This window comes from Psychrobacillus antarcticus (assembly GCF_029533155.1).
GTDB classification, from domain to species: Bacteria; Bacillota; Bacilli; order Bacillales_A; family Planococcaceae; genus Psychrobacillus; species Psychrobacillus antarcticus.
Map to the genome: position 1 here is coordinate 50,341 of NZ_JAIZDB010000018.1, position 18,508 is coordinate 68,848.

At 35.6% G+C, this 18,508-nt stretch carries 23 protein-coding genes and 1 riboswitch; of the genes, 2 read left to right on the forward strand and 21 right to left on the reverse strand.

Features of this window, described 5'->3' with window-relative positions; genetic code table 11:
- Positions 1-18: 18 nt before the first annotated feature.
- Positions 19-831 carry an alpha/beta fold hydrolase gene (locus tag LDK52_RS11565; protein ID WP_277586127.1) on the reverse strand — a complete coding sequence of 271 codons (813 nt, stop codon included), beginning with the start codon at positions 829-831 and terminating at the stop codon, positions 19-21.
- 418 nt (positions 832-1,249) lie between these two features.
- On the opposite strand from LDK52_RS11565, the gene LDK52_RS11570 reads away from it, so the two are divergent.
- Entirely contained in the window at positions 1,250-1,540 is a 291-nt protein-coding gene (locus LDK52_RS11570) for a DoxX family protein (RefSeq protein ID WP_277586128.1), read from the forward strand.
- 95 nt (positions 1,541-1,635) lie between these two features.
- Positions 1,636-1,734: riboswitch (guanidine-I (ykkC/yxkD leader) on the reverse strand.
- A gap of 53 nt (positions 1,735-1,787) precedes the next feature.
- Here the strand turns inward: LDK52_RS11570 and LDK52_RS11575 are convergent.
- The 7 genes from LDK52_RS11575 to LDK52_RS11605 form a co-directional block, all read right to left on the reverse strand.
- Positions 1,788-2,495: a 6-phosphogluconolactonase gene (locus tag LDK52_RS11575; protein ID WP_277586129.1), complete on the reverse strand. Its 708-nt coding sequence runs from the start codon at positions 2,493-2,495 to the stop codon at positions 1,788-1,790.
- A gap of 139 nt (positions 2,496-2,634) precedes the next feature.
- Positions 2,635-3,354 (reverse strand): SIS domain-containing protein, encoded by a 720-nt coding sequence (locus tag LDK52_RS11580; RefSeq protein WP_277586130.1) that lies wholly within the window; start codon positions 3,352-3,354, stop codon positions 2,635-2,637.
- 20 nt (positions 3,355-3,374) lie between these two features.
- Positions 3,375-4,529, reverse strand: a complete 1,155-nt coding sequence (gene nagA, locus LDK52_RS11585) for an N-acetylglucosamine-6-phosphate deacetylase (RefSeq protein WP_277586131.1) — start codon at positions 4,527-4,529, stop codon at positions 3,375-3,377.
- A 134-nt stretch (positions 4,530-4,663) separates the two neighbouring features.
- Positions 4,664-6,106, reverse strand: coding sequence for an N-acetylglucosamine-specific PTS transporter subunit IIBC (gene nagE / locus LDK52_RS11590; RefSeq protein ID WP_277586132.1), 1,443 nt, complete (start codon positions 6,104-6,106; stop codon positions 4,664-4,666).
- 62 nt (positions 6,107-6,168) lie between these two features.
- On the reverse strand, positions 6,169-6,993 hold the full coding sequence (locus LDK52_RS11595) for a PRD domain-containing protein (RefSeq protein WP_277586148.1): 825 nt from the start codon (positions 6,991-6,993) through the stop codon (positions 6,169-6,171).
- Between the two features lie 38 nt (positions 6,994-7,031).
- Positions 7,032-7,514 (reverse strand): PTS sugar transporter subunit IIA, encoded by a 483-nt coding sequence (locus LDK52_RS11600; protein WP_277586133.1) that lies wholly within the window; start codon positions 7,512-7,514, stop codon positions 7,032-7,034.
- A gap of 259 nt (positions 7,515-7,773) precedes the next feature.
- The gene (locus LDK52_RS11605; RefSeq protein ID WP_277586134.1) at positions 7,774-10,008 is read right to left on the reverse strand and encodes a YcdB/YcdC domain-containing protein; all 2,235 of its coding nucleotides are present in this window, start codon (positions 10,006-10,008) and stop codon (positions 7,774-7,776) included.
- A 139-nt stretch (positions 10,009-10,147) separates the two neighbouring features.
- Here LDK52_RS11605 and LDK52_RS11610 point away from each other — a divergent pair, with 139 nt between their 5' ends.
- Positions 10,148-10,930, forward strand: a complete 783-nt coding sequence (locus LDK52_RS11610) for a serine/threonine protein kinase (RefSeq protein ID WP_277586149.1) — start codon at positions 10,148-10,150, stop codon at positions 10,928-10,930.
- 506 nt (positions 10,931-11,436) lie between these two features.
- On the opposite strand, the gene LDK52_RS11615 is transcribed toward LDK52_RS11610, so the two are convergent.
- From LDK52_RS11615 to LDK52_RS11675, 13 genes are all read right to left on the reverse strand, one after another.
- Positions 11,437-11,562 carry a hypothetical protein gene (locus LDK52_RS11615; RefSeq protein ID WP_277586135.1) on the reverse strand — a complete coding sequence of 42 codons (126 nt, stop codon included), beginning with the start codon at positions 11,560-11,562 and terminating at the stop codon, positions 11,437-11,439.
- A gap of 99 nt (positions 11,563-11,661) precedes the next feature.
- The gene (locus LDK52_RS11620; RefSeq protein WP_277586136.1) at positions 11,662-12,390 is read right to left on the reverse strand and encodes an EcsC family protein; all 729 of its coding nucleotides are present in this window, start codon (positions 12,388-12,390) and stop codon (positions 11,662-11,664) included.
- A gap of 100 nt (positions 12,391-12,490) precedes the next feature.
- On the reverse strand, positions 12,491-12,790 hold the full coding sequence (locus LDK52_RS11625) for a DUF1292 domain-containing protein (protein WP_277586137.1): 300 nt from the start codon (positions 12,788-12,790) through the stop codon (positions 12,491-12,493).
- Positions 12,791-12,865: 75 nt separating this feature from the next.
- Positions 12,866-13,150 carry a DUF1292 domain-containing protein gene (locus tag LDK52_RS11630; RefSeq protein ID WP_277586150.1) on the reverse strand — a complete coding sequence of 95 codons (285 nt, stop codon included), beginning with the start codon at positions 13,148-13,150 and terminating at the stop codon, positions 12,866-12,868.
- 206 nt (positions 13,151-13,356) lie between these two features.
- Positions 13,357-13,644 (reverse strand): YciI family protein, encoded by a 288-nt coding sequence (locus tag LDK52_RS11635; RefSeq protein WP_277586138.1) that lies wholly within the window; start codon positions 13,642-13,644, stop codon positions 13,357-13,359.
- 32 nt (positions 13,645-13,676) lie between these two features.
- Positions 13,677-14,243, reverse strand: a complete 567-nt coding sequence (locus tag LDK52_RS11640; protein ID WP_277586139.1) for a sugar O-acetyltransferase — start codon at positions 14,241-14,243, stop codon at positions 13,677-13,679.
- Positions 14,244-14,322: 79 nt separating this feature from the next.
- Positions 14,323-14,880, reverse strand: coding sequence for a D-glycero-alpha-D-manno-heptose-1,7-bisphosphate 7-phosphatase (locus tag LDK52_RS11645; protein WP_277586140.1), 558 nt, complete (start codon positions 14,878-14,880; stop codon positions 14,323-14,325).
- A gap of 93 nt (positions 14,881-14,973) precedes the next feature.
- Positions 14,974-15,453: a GNAT family N-acetyltransferase gene (locus tag LDK52_RS11650; protein ID WP_277586141.1), complete on the reverse strand. Its 480-nt coding sequence runs from the start codon at positions 15,451-15,453 to the stop codon at positions 14,974-14,976.
- Positions 15,454-15,523: 70 nt separating this feature from the next.
- Entirely contained in the window at positions 15,524-15,985 is a 462-nt protein-coding gene (locus tag LDK52_RS11655) for a hypothetical protein (protein ID WP_277586142.1), read from the reverse strand.
- A gap of 105 nt (positions 15,986-16,090) precedes the next feature.
- Positions 16,091-16,711, reverse strand: coding sequence for a lysozyme inhibitor LprI family protein (locus LDK52_RS11660; protein WP_277586143.1), 621 nt, complete (start codon positions 16,709-16,711; stop codon positions 16,091-16,093).
- 92 nt (positions 16,712-16,803) lie between these two features.
- The gene (locus tag LDK52_RS11665; protein WP_277586144.1) at positions 16,804-17,259 is read right to left on the reverse strand and encodes an SRPBCC family protein; all 456 of its coding nucleotides are present in this window, start codon (positions 17,257-17,259) and stop codon (positions 16,804-16,806) included.
- Between the two features lie 16 nt (positions 17,260-17,275).
- The gene (locus LDK52_RS11670; protein WP_277586145.1) at positions 17,276-17,722 is read right to left on the reverse strand and encodes an NUDIX hydrolase; all 447 of its coding nucleotides are present in this window, start codon (positions 17,720-17,722) and stop codon (positions 17,276-17,278) included.
- A gap of 120 nt (positions 17,723-17,842) precedes the next feature.
- The coding region (locus LDK52_RS11675; protein ID WP_277586146.1) for a nucleotidyltransferase domain-containing protein at positions 17,843-18,508 on the reverse strand (666 nt) is incomplete at its 5' end.

The following is an 18,508-nucleotide window of genomic DNA, read 5'->3' on the forward strand; positions in this document are numbered from 1 at the left end:
CAAGAAATAATATAGAATTTATATTCTGCTGGTTCGTGTAAGCCACTCTTCGATTAAACACGAGAATAAGTAAGGTTGCTCTATTTGTAAATTATGACCAGCTTTATCTAAAATAGCAAAACTAGCATGGGTATAAATATCATCTAATTTCATTGCATCTTTAAAACCCACTACGCTATCTTGTTTCCCCAAAATAAATATGCTTGGCATTCTAAAAGGTCTTGTATCAATAAGAGTTTTCAAAGGATACTGTTTTTGTAATTTATTTAGAAATGGAATATTCGCTAGTTTTACTCCTGCAACAATTTCTTTTTGATACCTCTCCCAGACACTGGCATTTAAAACAACGTTATTATTATAAAAATCCTCGCGCTCTTCACTATTTAAACTATCTAGAAATTCATAATCCGCTTCTATGACTTCATGAGGTGGAAGTTCTCTTTCCTTATGATTTGGCTTAATTAAAGGGCAAATAAAAGCTGCACCCAATATTCGATGATTTAACTTTTCGATAACCCCTCGTGCAAGATAACCGCCGAAAGATTCCCCTACTATCAGAAAGGGCTCGTTGGGTATATGGTGCTCTATTAGATTCAATACGGCTTCAAGTATATCGTCTGAACTTGATATTTTTTGATAGTTTTCAGTTTTTCCCATCCCTGGTAAATCAAAATAAATTCTTCGATAGCCTATTTTCTGATTAAAAATTGGTTCCATACAACCTTTCATCAATCGATGATCTGGAGAAAATCCGTGAATCATTAAAACTGGGATACCTTCTCCGACCTCTTCTATGTAAAATCTTAATTCACCAATTGTTGTAAATGGCATTTTCACTATCTCCTTAAAATCATAATTTTCTATTATACGTCAAAGTTAAAATTTTTAAAAGAATCAGAACTTTTTATATTAATTTAAGTATTAAACTTATAATGGATAGAAACCGTTCGTAAAAGAACACTTTTACGAACGGTTTGAAAACATGTCAATTAAGGAGATAATTTGACCTACTTTTAGTACTATTTTGCACATCTGTATTTACTTATATTCTTTTTCAGAAGGGTGATATAAAACCTTTCCTAAGAATTTTGCTATTTATTTATGTAACTTTCATTGTTGCTTTGTAATGATCTTAAACGTTATCTTGCACTTAACATCTCGTTGCTCATATTTAGAGGCTTCAAGTATTTATTAGAAATTAGGAATTTAGTTATACTCACTATATCAAATTGATATAGTGGGTGATAAAATGAATCCGAGCAGATATAGTCTTATAAAAATGGTACCGTCAAAATTCCCTTTCCCTAAAGAAGTCGTATATTTAACAGGATTTGTTGAATTACTAATTGCCATTGGTATATTAATAAATCCACTACAACATTTAATAAGTATTATTGGCATTTTGTTATGTATTGTACTATTTCCAGCTAATATAAAAGCCTTTATAGAAAATATCAAATTTAATGGTGAACCACCAACAAATTTATTTTATCCTTTACAATTATTTTATTTAATAGCTAATAAGCCAATAATGAAGTGAATTTAGCATCATATAAATTGACTTATCGGTAGTTTTTTATACTTAAATTGTAAATTCAAGATAATAAAAAGCCTGGAAGAAAACTGTTAAACAGTTTCTCCCAGGCCTTTATCCTTCCGTGACACAGCAGAGCTGTGAGTTTTCTCTCAGACCAGACCAGTGTCGATAGCTACGGAACCCTAGAAAACATTTTGATATTCATTTAAATCATATTACACACAGAGTTGAAAATATTCAAATAAAACTCCTATTGGTCTTTGCTAATTTTCAAATCAGTCAAAACAATGACATTCGGATGATTGCAAAGTCTAGTAACTGGAATATCCTCCGTTATATCGCCTTTTATCAATGCTTCAATGGCAGGTCTTTTTTCTTCTCCAACTGCTATTAAAAGAATGTAGTTTGCTCTCATTATAGAGGCAATGCCCATCGTAATAGCTTGCTTGGGAACCTCATCCATTGTGTCAAAAAATCTTGCGTTTGCAGATCTTGTGGAAACAGTTAATTCGACCACATCTGTTTCACTTTGAAAGGATGTACCTGGTTCATTGAAACCTATATGACCATTCACTCCTACACCAAGTAGCTGCATATCAACAGTTAATGATTTCAACAAGTCCTCATATCGTTTTGCTTCGGCATCTACATTTTCTGCTTCTCCATTTGGAATATATGTAGTATTAAATGGTTTTGCTTCAAAGAGATGTTGTTGCATAAACGTATAATAGCTTTGGGAATGGCCTTGTGGAATTCCAACATATTCGTCCAAATTCACACTCGTACAATGAGAAAAATCCAACGAACTATTTCTCATTTTTTCATATAGAGGTATCGTAGTTCCACCCGTTGCTAATCCAAATGTAGTTGCACCATTCTTTAACTCTGATGAAAATATTTCTAGTGCACGGTTATATAAAGCATCCCGATCTTCCCATACTTCTAAATTTAATGTCATACTAAACCACCTTATTCTAAATTTTCTACACTCACTATTTCCTAGCATATTTCGTGAATTTACATTTTAAGTTAGTAAACTTTTATTATAATTCAATTTCGATCTTTAATGCAATGTAAGAAGGCGATGTTTCTAACAATTATTCAAAATCAATACGATTTTTATATTTCTCCATCATCGCTTCATTATGAAGGTTGCTATCCGAAAGATTTGCGCTTTTAAAAACAGGTAATTGTTCAGTCTCCTTACTTATCTCCTCGATCACTTGGCTTATGAGTGCATTGAGAAGTGCAGCACCAACAACCGTAGATGCTGGTCCATATTGCAGTCCCTTATTACTTAAGAGACCATCACCAACAGGGACATGTGTATTTAATACAATATCCACTACTTCCTCTAGTCGTTTACCGCTCGCATGACGGCCTTCCTGTTCCTTGTACAATAAAGACTGAAGTGAAATGACCAAAATTCCAGCTTTATTCCCCAAGAAAGCCATATCAATTGGCGCTGGATTGCGACCAGAAGTAGAAATAACGATTAGAATGTCATTTGGTTCAAAGCTTATTTGATCCTTATTTCGCCCGATGAATGCAGGATCTTTCTCGTTCCGTGAAGAAGTCAATGCACCTTTATGCAGCATTAAAGGCTCTAATGTAATGGGAGCGACTGGCACTAACCCACCTGCACGGTAATAGGCTTCCTGAGCCAAAAGATGAGAATGTCCACATCCAAACAATTGTAAAATCCCACCACTTTTAATACGCTCAGCAATTAACTTAGAAGCATTCTTTAGACTCTCATTTTCTTGTTCTGCAACCTGCTCCAGTAAACTATTTACTTCCTTCCAATAGGACTGCATTTGATCACCTCAGTTTTCATTTAATTTTCAAATACAATATTTCCCCGACAGATCGTTTTTTGAACATTCAATTCCATATCCAATATAACCAAATCTGCATCAAAGCCTTCACCAATATATCCTTTATGAGATAAATTCATTTGCTTCGCAGCATTTGTAGAGGACATCGACACGAGTTCCTTCAACGAACAATTAGTCGACTTCTTCATATTACGAACGGCCTGATCCATCGTGAGAATACTTCCCGCTAACGCGCCACTAGACAGATGAGCACCTTTTTCTGTAACATGAACAGTCTGTCCACCAAGATCATATTCCCCATACTCTAATCCTTTGGCACGCATCGCATCAGTGATTAATATAATTCCTTCTGCACCTTTCAAACGGTATGCAAAATTTACCGCCTTCGTATGACTATGTATATAATCTACAATAATTTCCACTTGCATTCGATCCTCCATCAGAACCGATCCAACTACACCTGGTTCACGATGATGAAACGGGCGCATTTGGTTATATAAATGAGTAGCCTGTTTAGCTCCTAATTGAACTGCCTTTTCTACTTCTTCTGAATTGGCATCTGAATGTCCGATAGACACGACAATACCTTCCTTACTCATACTTTGTACAAATTCAAAACCACCAGCTACTTCAGGGGCAACTGTAACTTGTTTAATACGATTACCACTTAGTTGCTGCCACTTTTGAAACTGTTCAATAGAGGGCTCGGTAATATGTTCGACTGGCTGTGCTCCAGCCCATTTAGACGAAATATATGGTCCTTCAACGTGAACTCCTAAAATCTCTGCTTCATCTGCATTATTTACAAATCCATTTACATTTTCGAGTGCCGCTTCAATCGCACCGACCCGTTGCGTGATTGTAGTAGGTAAATAGCTAGTAGTTCCTTCTTTTACTAATGAACGTGCCATTCCTCTAAGTGCTTCTTCCGTGGCGTCCATCATGTCAAAACCAGCAGAACCATGAATATGCATATCGATGAAACCTGGCATAACTACCCAATTCTTTGAAGTTCCATCTATATAACTATCTGCTTCTATTTGTAGACTTTGTCCAATTTTCTCAATCTTACCCTCTTGGATAAATAGATCTCCAACATGCTCTTGGTCATAATTCACAATAGTCACATTCGAAATAAGTATCGATTTGTTCATTTACTACTACACCTCCGCAGTTTGCTTAATAACAGTATAGATTAATAAAGCTTAAAATGATAAGGAATCAACATCAAAATAAAGAAAAGCCGTTTAATGTGGAATCCCAAATTAAACAGCTTTTCAATTAATAACTATTTACGAATTTTTTCAATTTCGTCTGCAACAAATTGTACACTTGTTCCAACAATAACTTGAATACTTTTCGGTCCAACTACATTAATACCTGGTACACCAGTTGCCTTAATTTTCTTTTGATCGACCTTATCCATATCTAATACTTCTACACGCAAACGAGTTGTACAGTGATCGACAGATGCAACATTCTCATCTCCACCTAGACCATCATAAATTCTAGATGCCATATTTGAATACTTATCATCAGATGAAACAACATCAGTTTCTTCATTCACATCTTCATCATCTTCTCTACCTGGAGTTTTTAAGTTAAACTTCACGATTAAGAAACGGAATAAGAAATAGTAAATAGCTCCAAAAACTAACCCTTGAAGCAATAACATAAGAGGGAAATTAGCGATAGGTATACGTAAACTCAACAGATAATCGACAAGCCCTGCACTAAATCCAAAGCCTGCTGTCCAGTTAAAGGATGCGGCGATGAATAAAGATAAACCTGTTAATGCCGCATGAACTACATAAAGTGCTGGAGCTAAGAACATGAACGAAAATTCAAGCGGTTCTGTAACACCTGTAAAGAATGATGCAAAACCTGCTGCTAGCATAAGAGAGGCTGCTTGTTTTTTCCGTTTCGTTTTAGCTGTGTGATACATGGCAAGAGCTGCTGCCGGTAATCCAAACATCATGATTGGGAAGAATCCAGCCTGGTACATACCAGTTACACCTTTCACACCTTCACTTGCCCAGAATTTACCAATATCATTAATACCAATAGTATCAAACCAAAATACTGCATTTAGTGCATGATGTAAGCCAGTTGGTATTAGAAGTCTATTAAAGAATCCATAAAGACCCGCACCTGCAGCTCCCATACTACTAATTGTTTCACCAAAGTTAACTAGAGCACCAAAAACAATTGGCCATATATAAAATAATGCTGCTGAAGCAACTAACATGGCAACTGCTGACATAATAGGTACTAAACGTTTTCCACTAAAGAATGCTAAGAAGTCTGGTAATTTTACGTGACTGAAGCGGTTATACATCAATGCAGCGATAATACCTGAAAGAATACCGATAAACGCATTGTTAATTTTGCCAAATGCAGGATCCACATTCTCTACATCTATTCCTTGTAACAATGAAACAGTCCCACTTGAAAGCATCGTTGTCACAACTAGGAAAGCAACTAATCCACTTAAAGCGGACGCACCATCCTTTGCCTTAGACATTCCTATCGCTACCCCTACTGCAAATAGAATAGGAATATTATCAATAATCGAACTCCCAGCTTTTATCAAAAATGCAGCAAGTACGTTTCCAGATCCCCAGCCAGTCGGGTCAATCCAGTATCCAATACCCATTAATATAGCAGCTGCAGGTAATACAGCTACTGGAAGCATTAACGAACGCCCTAGCCTTTGTAAAAATTTCATCATAATTTATTCATCTCCTTTTCTCTGATTCTTTAAAAAAGATAATAGTATAAAATAATGCCGAATTATGAAACTTGTTTTCTTAAACGTTCAATATGCAGAGCAATATAACCTAACTCTTCTTCGGGAAACTCAATAGCATGTGCCGCCCTAAGTTCTTTTGCTACTTGGCTAGCACAGCTATAGCCAACTGGAAATTTCTTTTGAATCATTACTAACATTTCTTCATCCATCATATGAAGCTCAGACTGATTTAACCTTGTTAATGCAAAACGTAAATGGGTAATTAATCGGTGATAGGAAATATCATTTTCCTCGATTTCAATGTTCAAGTACGCTTTAATCGATAGAACCATGCTCTTGATAATATTCGTTTGTCTTATCGTCTGATGTAAATCCCCCCCTTGAATTTTCATCGTGTGGATGTGAAGCGCTATGTAAGCCGCTTCATCAACAGGCATTTCTACCTTACACGTATTATTTATATGTTGAATTGCCCAAAGACCGATTTCAAACTCTGCTCTATATAGAACACGAATCTCATGAAGTAACCTATTGTTAAGTTTAATACCATCCTTCGCTCGTTCAATGGCAAAAGAGATATGATCTGTCAAAGCTATATGAATATGCTCATTTAATCTTGTATTTAAATATGCTTCTGCATAGGTGATTATTTCTTCTGAGATAGTAAAATGCTCTTCTGGAATTCGACTTAATAACTGCACTAGCTTGTCATTTTCTTGCATGACAAAAATCTTTTCAATTTTGGAAGCAATGATAATGTCATTGCGTTTTTTTTGAAAAGCAATTCCCGAGCCAATTGCTATTTTCTCGCGTCCATCTTGTAGAACAATCACAGCGTTATTATTAAGTATCTTTGTAATTTTAATGGAAAGTCAGCCTCCTTCACTTACTTACCAACCTGCACTTACTTCGAAGAAACAGACATTACTAATGTGTCCCCTGCAACACTATCTGTTGCATCAACATATTCTACAGATTTATCTGCACTATTCGTAATTACTACTGGTGTAATAATACTTGGCACTTTATCTTTTATAAAGTCCCAATCCACGGCCATTAACTTCTGTCCCACAGAAACTACGTCACCTTCGTTTACAAATACAGTAAACCCTTCCCCTTTTAATGTAACCGTTTCCAATCCGACATGAATAAGCACCTCGGTATCATCTTTTGTACGAATACCTATCGCATGTTTTGTGTTGGAGATTAACACAACCGTACCATCGACTGGTGCAACTACATCTCCGCCTGTTGGCATGATTGCTACTCCCTCACCCATCATCTTTTGACTGAATACTGGATCTGGAACTTGCTCTAAAGGGAGCACTTGACCATTTAATGGTGAGAATACTTGTACTTTGTTTTTTTTCATAAATTTAGAAAACATTAGTAGAACTCCTTTGCATAGATACTTTTTCTTGAAAAACTGTCTTATTAAAATATATTTCTTCATGGGACCAATAAGAACATAAAAAGGCATGGGGCAAAGGAAAAGAATAATTATATTCTTTCTCAATTTACCACCATGCCTGAAAAGTTCAGTAACATGTGACCAATATAAGGTTTTATAATCCGATAATATCATCCCGTGCTCCAAAAAGCAACGTAAATTTATCCTGCTGAAAGCTGGTTTGAGTACTTATATATTAATAAGGAAACGCCCTGCTTTTTTCTGAAATTTTATGAGCAAGACGAATCGTTGAAACTGCTAACTCTGCATAAGTTACTTCTTTTTTTGGATTGAATATATCTTTATCTGCCTCTAATAGTTTTAATGAGTTAGCTATTACAACATAACCTGCCAGTTCCTTTTGTACCTTATCAGCATCTGTAAATGATAGTTTATATATAGTAGAATGGTTGGCTGCCTGTTCAAGTCCTAAAGCACGTATATACCAAACGGCTAGCTGTTCTTTACTTATTGGTTCATCTATTGCGAAGTCCTTCGTATCAGGCTTTATTACACCCATTTCAACAGCACGCTCTACGGATTGATATAAAGGATGTTCAGGATTAATATTATCGAATGATTGTTTCTTGTTTTCCTGTTCAGGATAATAATAGCCTTCATACATATACGTAAGAGACTTCATCATTACTTTTAGCGCTTCTCCTTTGGAAATAGCCGCATCTCCGTCAAACTGTTTTGGATCTTTTATATCTAGCGCTTTTGTGCTAATAAGATAATTTAACTCCTCCTCTGCCCAAGCATGTGAAACAACAATTGAAGTGTTTTCTCCAAATGGTGCTTTCCACTCTCCTGTTAGAGCATCTAAAGAGCTAAAAGATCTCTTATTGAACAATGGTGAGTAGACAAGGTCATAGTGATTATTTTCTGGTTTATGATTGGACTTCATATAATTGAGTCTTAAACTTAAAGCCTTAGTAACTATTTCCTTGGCTTGTTTTTCTGATATAGCTTTATCTGGTGATGGCCAGTTTTCTATCTCTTGATAATTCACCGAAAGATTGTTTAACGAACCATCCTTTGCTACCCCTACACTAATCGAATCACCCGAAACGATTACCCCGTTTACAACTCTCGGGAAATTAAACATATAACTCCCTTGAAACTCATCAAAATATGCCGATTCCATAGGTTTTGCATAGTTATGAAGATAGGATGGAATCCACTTTTTAATATGTCCAATTGCTTTTTCGAGTGATTGTTTTTCTGTCAGAGGTTTTGCTTCACTTGGCTTTTCTCCCATTTGCTCTAAAATTTCGTTCTTCACATTATAGTACTGAATGACTTCGCCCGTTTGTTTGTCTATCTCAAGACTCGCTCCTGATCCACCATTTTTATAACTGTACATATATTGAATGCTAATAACTTCCTGTCCGTTATAATTAGTCATTTCACTAATAGACTCGATATTTAATTTTACACCTTTCAAATCGACTTTCAGTAATTGTTCTGCCATTTTCTTTGCCTGTTCTATAGTTGTCCCTCCCTTGTTCTTAGGTGGGACTGATTTTGAAGCCAGCATAGATATGGATGATTTCTTAGGGAAATCTGCTGAGTAACCGTTTAAAGTTAAATATTTTCCGGAAGAAGCATGGACACCAAGTAAATTTGGTATCGGCTGATAAATGAGTCTGACATGTCGTTCACCAGTTTGGTAATCAGTTTCTATTTGATATTGCTTTTCCACGTATAAATTTTCTTTTACCTTTTTTAGAATGCCATCTATTGCTTTTACTTGTTTCACGTCTTCAAAAGTGGTTGCTTTATTAGTGTCCTGGTTTCTATAAAAACCTACTATTTCTCCATTACCTAAAACAGAAACTTCGATTCGTTGGTCATAAATGGAAACTTTGTTTTTCAAGCGAGTGTAGGAAAATGAGTATCGGATCGGTTCCGTTAATAGCTGAGTTGGATAATTTCCATATCCATAAGAATCCGTTTCTAATTGGTATTCTCCACCGTCTAGATACTTTTTCATAAATTCTCCTGCAATTTTCTGTGCTTCCACTTTGGAAACTTTAGCTGGAAAGAGAGCTTCTGTTACAGTTGCGGGTTGATAGTAGAAGTTTTCTATTTGTAAATCCTTACCTACAAACGAAACATTCCCATATAACTGCTTTCCATCGATGGTTTTAGTAAAGTTTAAATCGTAACGCATTGTCTCTTCACCAGGATAATAATAGCCACCATTCATTTGAAAATCTGCACTCTTTAAGAAATCGAATTGCTTCGGAAATAATGCACGAAACTTCTTGATTAAATCTTCTTTGTTGAAAACATTCTCTGTTGATGCTGCTTGGATTTGCACAGGGGGTTTTTCATTCAAATTTGTAGTTGCATGAACGTTTGTTGAAAAAAGTCCAAATGATAATGCAGAAGCACCTAGTATGATACCAACTTGTTTAAAATTCATAAAAAAATCTCTCCTTCTTTTGCAGTCTTTGAATTCTATGATTGCAGAAGTGAGAAAATACCAATTATTTGTTATTGAATCTATTTCATCTGATTGAGGTACAATGATTTATAAATAGGTGGTGAGTAAATTTTCTTTCATGCGTTCCATTCGAAAATTGCATCAGTTTTTTGTAGATAAACCAGTAGATAACGGGACTATTATAAACAATCTTTATAGGGTATCACACGTGATAGGCTCTGGTAGCTATGGAATTATTTATTACTGTAAAGATATACAGACAAACGAAATACGAGTCCTTAAACAACTGCGACCGAGTAAGCACCGAACGAAAAGCGAAGTTGCCTTATTTGAAAACGAAATCTCCATTATTAGTAGATTGCAGCACCCTAGCATGCCACAGTTATACGAATATTTCTCAGTGAATGGCTCTCTTTTTTACTCGATGAATTACATAGAAGGTATTAATATGGAGGAACTGATTTTTTCAACGAATAAAACATTCAATGAAAAGGAGTCACTAGCTTTTATTTTCAATTTACTTCCTTTAATAGATCACATACACAAAAGGAATATTTACCATGGAGATATACGTATTTCGAATATTTTAATAAACAAAGATAAGCTATACCTTATTGATTTTGGCTTGTCAAAGATAGAACAAAATGATTCCAAATTCCTGGAGATAAGGCAAGGAGACTATTATGATTTAGGGGATATACTCCTATATTTACTATACACGACCTATTCCTCGAAAAATAAAAAAGCTCTTCCTTGGACAGAAGAGCTTACTTTAGAACAGGAAACTGTTCATTTACTGAAGAGATTATTACAAATCAATGAAGCCTATCCCACCATAGAGAGCATTGCAAAAGATGTAGAAGCTGCACTTTTGGCAAACACTAAGGAAAATCAGGCATAAAGATGCCAGGTTCTTAAGTTCAAGACCTGTTTCTATTGTTTTCGAAGGGCTTTGGACAGACGTTTGGCTATATGATTACCTAGCGAATTTTTTGAAGCTCACGAGGATACAATTTCGTTCGCTATTTCGCTTCTTTATTTAGTAACTACCTTCTATTTCTCTGTTTTCCACTAGTAAAAAAGGAAATCTCATGGAAGAATAGTATCCCTAATTCAACAGACGGTTTAATCACTATATTAACTTGGGCTACTATTAGTATCTAAGCGATAAGCTATGCTATATCTTATAGTTGAGTACTACTCACTTAATTGATTGTAGTGAAAGGTGGCGACTCCAGTGGGATGAGTGAGACAGATGAGATATCACATCGACGCGCCCACCTGTAACGGAAATCAGTAGTATTATTTATTTATTCTATCACTCAGAAACACAGTTTACACGGTACATTTTCAAGAAATTGGCTTAGCTACTACTGCGCCCTTTGCGTTTGTAGTAGCTACTTCCACCTAATGGATTACGTTTATGGCGGCTACTGCTGCTACTTCCACGTTTATAATGACTTTTGTGACGATCGCTACTGCTCCCTTTACGATAATGACCGCGCCTACGTTCACTACTTCCGCTGGTTGCATTTTTGATTTGTTTCATTATTTTCTTAAACATAAAACCCTCTTTTCCTTTTTACGGTTTAGTTTAACATACTAGCCACTAAACATACCTTTTATGTTATTTTACTTTTCTAAATCTTTATCTTTAGATAATAATCGTAAACGATATGAATTCATCGCTGTTTCACCAAGTTGATCGAGCAAATTATAATTAGCAACAGCTCCTACCATAGCTCCAATTCCAGGTAGTAATTGGAACATTTTCACTAGATCAATATAATCCCGATATTCCTGTTGAAAGTCTCTCCAATCCATATCGTCAATTAAATACTTTTGTTGTTCCCAGTTTTCCATAATCACCAGTGTTTCTTTCCGTTTTTCCTCACTGGAAAAAGCCAAAAGGAATATATGCAAAATGTAAAGTCGTTCTTCGTATTCATCCGTATCAAACCCATAAACCGCAGCTACTTCAAATAGAAATTTCATTTTAATGGATAAAAGCAATGGGAAGTCTGCAAAGCCGAGGAGTATACCTCCCGCTCCCGTTCCTGCACCTTCAACGACTGCTGTTTTCCGGAACGTAGAAAGCTTTTCCTTAAAAAGTTCATCTTGCTCCTGGAGGCTACGTTTGATTGGAAGTCTTTTTTTCATTTTAATATTCGAACCAACAAGCGTTGCCTTTACCATATTTTTAATGCTTTCTGTCATCACATGATGGACCTTTTCAGGGATAAGTCCGTTAATCTTTGTTTGTACATTTTTAGACGTACGACCTATTAAACCAATTCGTTTTGTCATTTTCCTCTTCCAAAGAAATAGTTCCTCCTCAACCTTCCATTTATATGCATCCATTTTTTAACCCCTTATCTATTACTATTTTGGTCTATTGTATTTTTTTGAAAAAAGCATGATACCTTTTGTGTCAGGTACCATGCTCTAATTTTATAAGTTATTATCTGTTTTTCTTTTTAGTAAAGTTATTTTTCTCTAGTTTAATATATGCTGCAGATACATTCTCGAACTCATCTTCGCTTTCCATCATAACAAAATTCTTATTTTCCACTACTCGAAAGAAGAAAATACCAATATCTTCTTCTGATTCTTCCTGTATATCTTCTATAAAAATAACTGCTACGTATTCCGTGTTTTCTACAGTAAAATAACCTAAAACCTTCAATTCCTGTTCTTGGTCATTTTCGTCTAACACCTTAAACGTATTTCCAATATCTAATTTACCTTCATTTTGTAACATGTGTTTTACCTCCTACCAAACCTATTCTAATTATAAATTGAAAAAAAGAGGAAATCATCCTCTCTTTCCATTTTCCTATTTTTCTTCTTCTGTTTCTTCTGTTTCTTCCGCTTCCAGAAATGCTGCAGACACTTTTTCAAATTCTTCATCTGTTTCGATTTCTGCTAAGTCTTCTCCTTCAACTACTTGGAAAAAGAACACGTCCATGTCTTCGTCTGTTTCTTCTTCTGTATCGTCTGCAAATGCGACTGCCGCATACTCTTTATCTTCAATCGTTAAAAGCCCGATTACTTCGATTTCTTGTTCGCGATCTTCTTCATCTAATACCGTTAGGATTTCTCCTACTTCGATGCTACCCATTTTTTCTTCCATTCAAAATTCCTCCTATTATTGTACTTATTCTTTCTAACATTCATTTACCCACTACAGCCTACATATACACAAAAGTTTTCAACCTTTTTGCCAATATAGTATTTCACATATCCATAGTTTTATTCGTGATTCCTTTGCATACCCAAATCATCTCACATTCGCTAGTCTTTAGCAAAATCGAGCTTTTGTTAGAATTATCTGCTTAATGAAACACGATATGGGTGTAATTCCGCCTTCATAACTCCTTCTATTACAGAAGGGTCGTTTTGCATAACTTTTTGTGCATGCTCTAATGATTCTGCTTGAAATATGACAATTCCAAAAGCACCATCTAAACAAGGTCCAGCTAATATAACCTTTTCCTCTTTTAGAAGGTCTTGTAAATACTGAAAATGTTGTCCCATCACTTCGGATTCCTCAGTCGTCATCGAATCTATAAAATTAGCCCTCAATGGTCTAATTAAATATACGTATTGTTCCATGAATCAATTCATCCCCCAGAAAACTAATAATTTCATAATACTCTTTCTAATTCTTTCATTACTCTAGCAGGATTTCCGCCAACCACCACATTATCTGGGATATCCTTTGTGACGATTGCTCCGGAAGCTATCACTACATTGTTCCCTATTTTCACTCCTGGATTAATCACGGCTCGTCCGCCAATCCAGACATTGTCACCGATATGTACAGGCTTTCCATACTCTGTACCTGCAATTCTTTCTTGCGCATTTAAAGGGTGTGTAGCAGTATATATATGCACACCAGGAGCGATAAAGCAGTTTTCCCCGATTCTTATCTCACATACATCTAAAAATACACAGTCAAAATTAGTATAAAAGTTCTCCCCTACATGGATATTGTAGCCATAGTCACAACGAAATGTCGGCTCAATATAAAAAGTATCACCAGTGGAGCCAAGCAACTCTTTTACTAAATTCATACGCTGGTCGTCGTCTGTTTCAATTGTCGCATTATATAATCGCGTTAATCTACGTGCATTCAATCTTCCCTCAAGCAATTCAGGATCAGCTGGATTATACAGCTCCCCATTCAACATCTTCTCTTTCTCTGTCTTCATATTTTTTCCCCTCCACTATTGTATCTGTATGTACCTATCGCCATTTACTGTCGATAAGGTAAACCATTATTCAACCATCTTAGTTATTCTCCGCATCCTGTAAAATCCAATCCACCGCACTCAATAAATCTGGAAAAACAGCATCTGCTAGAGGATCACTTTTGCCTAAGAAAACACCCTTTGTACCTGCTTTCTTTCCAGCAATAATATCTGTGTCGGTATCACCTACCATATAGGATTTAGATAAATCAATATTATATTTTCCACCAAGATCTACGATTAATTTACTATTTGGCTTGCGACATGCACAACCGGATTTTGGCTTATGAGGACAATACACCACTTCATCAATGGTGGCACCTTCCTTTTTTAATGTAGCAATCATATAGTCATGAATTTTTTGCAGTTGAGATTCTTTCATAAATCCCAACCCTACTCCTCCTTGATTGGTTACGACAAATATATGATCAAAGAAAGCATTCAATTTCTTAATAGCTTCGGGGACTCCTTGTAAAAAGTATAGTTCCTCTGGTTTGTTCACAAATTTTACTCGCTCTGTTAGCACCTCATTAATAACACCATCGCGGTCCAAGAATACTGCAGTCTTCATGTACAACACACCTTTATTAAGATTCATAATACTCCTTTTAGTTGTTCCCTAAACTGACTTATTTAATTTTTTTCACTGTGCAAGCATCCAATATGGCAATAATCAAATAAGAATCCAATCCTATTCTCGATAAACCATCGTAATGGATGTCTCTGATACACCGTAGTCTATAAAGCCTAATTGCCTATAGATATAAACTGCACTCATATTTTCAGGGTCTACACTTAAGGACAGGGATTTATACCCATCCTCCGAAGCCTGCCGGATAATCTTTTTCATAAGCAATGTCCCGATTCCTAATCCTCTTGCTTCTTGAGTAACTGCTATTCCTAATTCCGGAGTTTGAACGTCTACAAAACCATATCCCTTATTTGATTCATCAAACAGTCTATACCAAACTGCTCCTACAGGCAGATTATTCTCATCGATTGCCAATAAAGCTGTATCCCCTTTTCTTCCCCATTCTTCATAATACTTTTTTATGGATGAAGAGTTTAATAACTCCATTTTATTCTTTTCATCCTCAGGCATATAAATAGATTCATAAAGCATATCCTTGAGGAAATCCAGTTCATTTTTCTTTAAATTCCTAATAATCACCAAAGTATTTTCACCTCATATACCAGCCTATTGTTTACTTCCACAAATCTGCTATCATCCCTGCAAGTTTTTATTTTATTTCTGCAACAAACGTATAAGATACTTCACCATTTGTCCATTCAGCAAACACTTCGTATATATACTTCCCTGCACTTTCTGGTGCTTCTATTTGGTTATTCTTTACTGAAATCTCTTTTTGTCTACCATTTTCATCCCAAAGATAAGTAGTTATTGTTGGTTCATCTTCTATATTAATATGAATGGTCTCACTCGGACCGACTGGAGTTGCATCAAAATTTTCCGCAATTTGATAGGGCGAAGCTGCATCGGTTTGTATAACCTGTGTCTCCATTCCTTGTTTTCTTTCCCACTTGTAATTCCCCTTTGCCATATCATATTGTTGCCCATTAACTTCTATTGTCCCTGCCATAGTAGGTGGAAATTCATTTTCGCTTTCTTTTTTACTAGATTCCGACGAACAAGCTGTCAATAATAGTGATAGACCCAACAAAATGGCTAAAACTCTTTTCATAAGATAGCCCCCTTTATAATAGTTAGACTATTAATACCAAATAATGTTACATCTTTTCACCCAAAAAAGTTGAAAACCAACTTCCGCTGATTTCCAACTCCATTTTTACTTCATATAATTTTGAACTAACTCGTAACAACGCTCCTTTGTTAGCTGTGCCCGTGTACTTAAGTATTGAACAGTCTCCATTGTTCCGCCTTCAAAAACGGCTGATTCTTCTGTTGCTTTTTGATCTCTATGTATAATCCAATTTCGTTGTTCCTCTTTTAAGCTACTCATTTCATTTGTGGATAGCTGTTTTTGCAATACACCATAGATTTCATTTAGCGCATCATCCCATTTGCTTAGTATTTCTGATTTCGCTTCGTGCATCTCGGTTTGCGAACCATCTTCATATTGCTTATTTAAGTCACTCAATCCATCCTCGATTTTATTAAGCTGCTCCAAATACTTTTCTTTTGTTCCCGATAGATTAACAGTTTCTGGTTTTTCTGTAGTTACAGGTTTTCCTTGAACTGCTGGTTTTTCTAACGTTGTATTAACATTTCCCTCCTCTATAATGTTACTTTTCTCTTCTTCTATGACTTCTAATTCAGTCTCATCATTCGGTTCTTCAATTACTGTTTCGTTCCCTAACTTTTCAGTATTTAGATCTTTTTCTTCGGTCTCATCATTGCACCCAGCCAATAAAATAAACGGCATTAAAAAAACTAGTAAATTTTTCATCATTTCCTCCTTGTTTATGCCCTTTAATAATGACTATTTTAAAGTCATTATCTATTAGACTTTACACAAGAGTAAAAAGTTTGAAAATAAATTCATCTATCATTTTCCGCTATTTTCTTTAGTTCCATCGATCGGGTAATAATAAACCTTTTCATATATCTTTCTAAAAATAATTTATCTGCCAGTATCCCTAAAATGCCAAAAGGAGACTTGTAGTCAAATGTATCTATCATTAGCGTTCCTTCAGGTACTTTCAGAAAATCATGTGTGTGATTAAACGAATGAAAAGCACCTTTTACCATAGTATCTTTAAATTGATTTGGCCTTTCCATCGATACTATTTTAGCAGTAAGCCTTTGTCGGATACAGAAATGTGTTGCTTCCCAGGTGACTGTGTCGCCTTCTTCTAGTAAACCTTCTGTCACCCCTCCTACTGCTCTTTCATTTGTATGAGAGGTTGTTTTTGTATGTACTTCCACGTTCCTTGCTAAGTCAAAACAAATTTCTTGTGGAGCATTTATGATTTGTTTATGCACAATTTCAGGCAAATGCTAACCCCCTTTATTAAAACCAATTATTTTGTTTAGCGGCAGTTTTTGCTAGTTTTATTAGGTTTGTTCTCTTCGGATTGTTTGGTTCAATCTTTTCTATTAATTGTAAGGCTGTTTCAAAGTTAAACGAAACATAGCCCGTTTTTTCAAAATCAAAGGAATATGGCTCCATTTTTTTAACTTTGGCTAAAAACCATATCGTATAAGAATCTGTAGAATCCCAATACCATAAAGCAAAAGGGATTTTCTCACTTTCCAATAGAATTCCTACTTCTTCCATAGCCTCGCGTTCTAGAGCCTGTTCAATACTTTCATTTGCCTCTAATCTTCCACCTATTGTCGTTAACAATTGCTCATCTCTGTCCCATGCCATAAGAATATCGCCATTTTCCGTAAAGGGAACACAATGAACTCCTGCAATTTTTTTATCAGTTGGCAAAGCATCTATTTTAGTTAGCAATTCCATTCCCACTCTCTATCTTTAAGTCTCCAAGTGAACCAATTGTTCCTCTTGCATATAGCGCTCCAAATCATATAGATATTATACCAATAAAAGTTTTCTTATTTCCTCCATATTCCTTTACTTCCCTAATGAAAAACCTTCTAGCAATCGTCCACCAAAAGGCTCCATCACTAACTCTACTAAATAGATTACTTTGTCCTTATCACCAGTTATGTAGTAAGTATCAAATGCTTCAACAAATCGATTGGTGAAGTCTTCGTCATATGCCAGTAAAGATCGGACTAACCATTTAGAAGTTCCTATCCAATGCCGATTGGTTCTTAAAACAAATTCGCTTGTAAGTTCTGCTAATGTGTTTGCGATGAATATTTCTTCAGCTCTATTTGAACATCCTATAAAATCATCTAACGTATCAGTCAGGAAATATCTTTTTAGTTGAACCGTTTCTTTGGACCATCTTTTTGGTCCTTCCTTTAACAGTTCCGTTGCTTCATTTTTTATGGTTTCAATTACTCCATCGTCTTTTAAAATAATTCCCTCCGATACCATTCTAGGCAGAGAAGGTCTTGCACGCTCTCGATCACTCTCAAAAAAAGCCTTGTAAGAACTTCCATTATGTACAAACACTTCAATTGGCCAATCAAATTTTATAAACGACTCTCGATAGGATGATGGAATTGATTCATCAAAAATCACAATGTCTAAGTCAGATGTATTCGTCGCCTCTCCCCGAACGACGCTCCCTGCTAACAAAGCTCCATTACAATTCGGAAAATATTTATG